This is a genomic window from Mesorhizobium sp. M1E.F.Ca.ET.063.01.1.1 (genome assembly GCF_003998155.1).
GTDB lineage: Bacteria > Pseudomonadota > Alphaproteobacteria > Rhizobiales > Rhizobiaceae > Mesorhizobium.
Genome location: NZ_RZSC01000502.1, coordinates 1 through 4470, shown reverse-complemented (window position 1 = coordinate 4470; position 4470 = coordinate 1). Strand labels below are relative to the sequence as shown.

The following is a 4470-nucleotide window of genomic DNA, read 5'->3' as shown; positions in this document are numbered from 1 at the left end:
GTTCTCGACATCGCTGTCGGCCGGATCGGTGCGATAGATCGGCAGCTCCGGGTCGGCCGCGTCCCACAAGATGCCGCGCGCGCGGTCTTGCGGGTCCGACTGCAGCGTGTGGCCGAGCAACAATTCGCCCCGCCGCTGGCGCACGCCGGACGATCCGGTGACGATCTGCGACATGCGTCCCGTGTCGGCGTGGATGAGGTGGTTCGAATGGACCCGCGCCGCTTCGACCTGGTCGGCCGACAGCGTTTGCGCGGTGAACTCGACGCTGAGCAGCCTCTCGTCGCCGGCTTGCGCCAGGGTCAGGTGAAAGGCGCCGGCGCGCGGCGCCGATCTGAGCAGGGCCAGCACCGCGTCGAGACTGGGCGCATCGAGGATGGCGCGGGCGAGCACCATGCGCGGCGTCCCTGCACCGCCAGCCAGCGGCCTGATGTTGTTGACCGTCTGCACCAGCCCCGCCGACGTGGCCGCGAACGTATGCCCGGGCAGTGAGCCCGGATAGACAAAGGCGGTGAATGAATTGCCGCCTTCGGACGTCACATGGGCCAGCGCGCAGTGGCCGGCGAATTCCGGGTCGCCATCCTCGTTGTGGCCGATGACATGCGGGGAACCGGGCAACTGGACGGTCGTGCAGCCATCCGGCGCCATCGCCCAGATGTCGCCGCGGCAGTTCCACAGGAAGACATCGTCGAAAGCCAATTCCAGCCCGGCGGCAAGACCCTGCAGCTCGGCCCAGTATCGGGGAAACCGTTCCCGCACGATCATCGCCATCGTGCCGATGCGGGGATCGGCGCGGCGTGCGGTCAGCTCGCGCCAGGCGGCGGAAGTACGAAAATGCTCATGCAAGGCCGCTCGGCCAAACTGCCCGAGAGCAGCCCCCACATCATACGGCGACCCCGCGATATCGATGAAGGAAAGCCGGGGGAGCGCGTCATGCGACATGCTGCAGAAACTCTTTCAAGCGAGGGTTTTGCGGGTTTGCAAGCAGCTCCCGCGGCTCGCCGTCAACAGCGATCTTACCGCCTTCCATGAAAATCAGCCTGGTTCCGACCTTGCGGGCAAAGGCCATCTCGTGGGTGACGACGATCATCGTCATGCCTTCCTCGGCCAGCGCCTGCATCACGCGCAACACTTCATGCCTGAGTTCGGGATCGAGCGCCGAGGTCGGCTCGTCGAACAGCATCAGCTTGGGCTTGACGGCAAGCGCACGCGCAATGGCGACGCGCTGCTGCTGGCCGCCGGAAAGCTCGCTCGGATAGTGATGCGCCCGTTCGGCAAGGCCGACCTTGGCGAGCATTTCCAGCGCCTGCTTGCGTGCCTCCTGCCGCGTTTCGCCACGCACCCGGCGCGGGCCGAAGGCGACGTTCTCGAGTGCCGTCATCTGCGGAAACAGGTTGAACTGCTGGAAGACCATGCCGGCTTCCTGGCGGATCAGGCGGACCTTGCGGCCGCCGGACTTGACGCTGATGCCGTCGACGATGAGGTCGCCGCCATTGATCTCCTCCAGCGCGTTGATGCAGCGAAGCAGCGTCGATTTGCCGGAGCCGGAGGGGCCGATCAGGACGACCTTCTCGCCGGCCTCTATCGACAGGTCGACCTGGTCGAGGATCGTGACCTGGCCGAAGCGCTTGGTGACTTTTTTGAACGCCACGATGCTCACAGGATGCGCATCCTCTTTTCGGTCAGCCTGAGGATCAGGGTGAGCGTGCCGGTCATGATCAGGTAGAACATCGCCACGGCCGACCAGATCTCGACGGCTCGGAAGTTGGCCGCCATGATTTCCTGGCCTTGCCGGGTGAGCTCGCCGACCCCGATCACGATGAACAGCGAAGTGTCCTTGAGGCTGACGATGAACTGGTTGCCCAGCGCCGGAATCATGCGGCGGAAGGCAAGCGGGCCGATGATGTAGAAAAGCACTTTCCAGAACGGCAGGCCGAGCGCCAGGCCGGCTTCGCGCAATCCGCGATGGACGGAAAGGAAGGCGCCACGCACGATCTCGGCGATATAGGCGCCGGCATTGATGATGATTGCCATGATTGCCGCCGCCAACGGGTTGATGCGGACATCCGCCAGGATGGGCAGCGCGAAATAGATGAACATCACCTGCACGATGATCGGGGTGCCGCGAATGATCTCGACATAGACCATGGCGATGGCGTTGAGCACGATGTTGCCGTAAGCGCGCGCCAGCCCGGCGGCGAAGCCGATCAGAAGCCCGCCGGCGAGCCCGGCGAGCGCGATCAGCACGGTGAGGCGGGCGCCTTTAAACAGCTCCGGCAGGGCCTGCCAGATGACGGACCAGTCGAAATCCATGAGAGCTATCCTTCAGGGAAGGCACGCCGGCCATGCCGGCGCGCCAGGAGATCCAAGGGAAACCCCGATGATCAGCTCTTCGGCGGCTCCGTGCCGAACCACTTCTCGTAGATGGCCTTGTAGGTGCCGTCGCCCTTCAGCTTGGCGATCGAAGCGTTGACCTTGGCGACGAGCTCGCTGCCCTTCGGGAAGGCGATGCCATATTGCTGGGCCATCATCTGTGGGCCGACGGTCTTCACTTTCCCCTGGCCGTTGGTCTTGATGTAGTAGAGTACGTTCGGCGTGTCGTGCATGGCCGCGTCGGCGCGACCGGTCGCGACTTCGAGATAGGCATTGTCGCTGTTGGGGAAGAGCCGTAGATCGGTGCCCTTGAAGTGCTCCTTGGCATAGTCTGTCGCCGAGGTGCCGGTCTTCACGGCAAGCGTCTTGCCGACAAGATCTTCCGGACCCTTGATCGTGCTGTTGACCGGCACCATCAGCAGGAATCCGCTGTCGTAGTAGCCGTCCGAAAAGTCGATGACCTTCTTGCGCTCGTCCTTGATGGTGATGCCGGCCAGGCCGACGTCGACCTGCTTGGTCTGGAGCGCCGGAATGATGCCGTTGAAGTCCATCGGCTGCAGCGTGTAGGTCACGCCGATATCCTTGGCGATTGCCGCCCACAGGTCGATGTCGAAACCGACATACTTGTCGCCCTCCTTGAACTCGAACGGAACGAAGGCGGTGTCCGTCGCCACGATCAGGTCGTCGGCAAAGGCCGGCTGGCTAAGGACGAGCGTTGCCGCGACGGCCGCGGCGGCGGTGAGGCTTGCAAGTGCGAATTTCATTTTTCGGGTTCCCCTTTTTGTTGGAATTGCGCTGGAAGCCTAACACTGTCGATCCGATATCGCAAATTGAAAATGCATTTAATAGCAATATGCATTTGATATTTGCATATTGCGGCAATGGTGGTTGAATCCGACAAGGGAGCCCCGCCAGCAAAAAATTCAGATGCTCTAGGCAGCGCCCCATTGGTTCCTAAGCGTGTCCGCGTCGGCGAGGGGCAGCCCGCAAGCTTCGACCGCTCGCTTGGCGGCCGCGACCAGGTCCTGATTTCCGAAAGCCGGTGTCCCATTGGGCAGGAAGAGATTGTTCTCGAATCCGACACGCGCATGCCCGCCGAGCAGGGCCGCGGCGGTGACGCATGCGGTCTCCTGACCGCCAAAGGCGCAGACCATCCAATGGCCGGATGCCGGAATGCCGGGCGCCAGGAACGGCAGCAGGTCGGCGGGACGGGACGTCTGCCCGACCGTATAGCGGCCGAGCACGTAGAGAACCGGCAGGTTGTCGAAGGGGATCAGGCCTCGGCCGGCGAGCGCCGCGAGATAGGTGGCCTCCTCGGGGGTATAGAGGATGATCTGCGGCGTGACCTTCTCCCTGCGCAGCGTCTCGAGGAACGACGCGAAAGCCGCTTCATGCGCTTGGTCGGGCACGAGCTCGCGCAAGGCCAGCGAAACCGCTTCGGGGCGTACTTCCAGCGCCACCCGCATCTGCTGCTCCGGCCTATAGATACCCAGCGCCTCACTGGTGATCTGGAGAACGAGCCTGTCGCCGACGCTCGCCCTGATCGCGGCAGTCGCGGCCCGATAGGCCTCGGCGTCGAGCAGGTGGCGACCGTCGCGGCCGCGGACATGGACATGGATCATGGCGGCGCCGGCATCGAGCGAGGCCGCGGCCACATCCGCCAACTCAGCCGGCGTAATCGGCAAAGCCGGATGATCTGCTTTAGTGCGCCGGCCGCCGTTTGGCGCCACGGCGATTGCTACGGGATCGGAGCGCCCGGAACCAGTCTGCCCTTGGTTTGCACCATCTTCCACGGCTTGCTCCATTTGTTGCATAAAATTATCAATTGCTACATATATTGCATGATCTCGCATTCGCGTCTATGGTTGGCGGCATGATCCGCGCGCCGCTCACCGATGCCATCGTCGAAGTTTTCGATGCCTTGCCGTCGCAGCTTCAGGACGCCGCCCGCTATCTTCTCGACAATCCCGAGGATGTCGCGCTGCTGTCGATGCGCGAGCAGGCGCGCCGCGCCGGTCTGCAGCCGTGGACGATGGTGCGCTTGGCAAAGCGGCTGGGCTTTGACGGCTACGAGCCGCTGCGTTCGCTTTACGCCAACGC

Annotated in this window: 5 protein-coding genes and 1 pseudogene; 1 reads left to right on the top strand and 5 read right to left on the bottom strand. The window is 63.6% G+C overall.

The features are described from left to right. The 5 genes from EOA29_RS26455 to EOA29_RS26435 all read right to left on the bottom strand — a co-directional run. Positions 1-939: C45 family peptidase (locus tag EOA29_RS26455; RefSeq protein ID WP_127221828.1), on the bottom strand; the 939-nt coding region annotated here is incomplete at its 3' end. Then, entirely contained in the window at positions 929-1657 is a 729-nt protein-coding gene (gene glnQ / locus EOA29_RS26450) for a glutamine ABC transporter ATP-binding protein GlnQ (RefSeq protein WP_126095026.1), read from the bottom strand. The genes glnQ and EOA29_RS26455, both read right to left, overlap by 11 nt. Continuing rightward, positions 1654-2310: a glutamine ABC transporter permease GlnP gene (gene glnP, locus EOA29_RS26445; protein ID WP_126095025.1), complete on the bottom strand. Its 657-nt coding sequence runs from the start codon at positions 2308-2310 to the stop codon at positions 1654-1656. Before glnP ends, glnQ begins: the two co-directional genes overlap by 4 nt. A gap of 71 nt (positions 2311-2381) precedes the next feature. Next, entirely contained in the window at positions 2382-3134 is a 753-nt protein-coding gene (gene glnH / locus EOA29_RS26440) for a glutamine ABC transporter substrate-binding protein GlnH (RefSeq protein WP_126095024.1), read from the bottom strand. Between the two features lie 168 nt (positions 3135-3302). Then, positions 3303-4175: a 3-keto-5-aminohexanoate cleavage protein gene (locus EOA29_RS26435; RefSeq protein WP_126095023.1), complete on the bottom strand. Its 873-nt coding sequence runs from the start codon at positions 4173-4175 to the stop codon at positions 3303-3305. Positions 4176-4243: 68 nt separating this feature from the next. Here EOA29_RS26435 and EOA29_RS26430 point away from each other — a divergent pair. After that, positions 4244-4470: pseudogene (locus EOA29_RS26430) on the top strand (MurR/RpiR family transcriptional regulator); the annotation flags it as partial.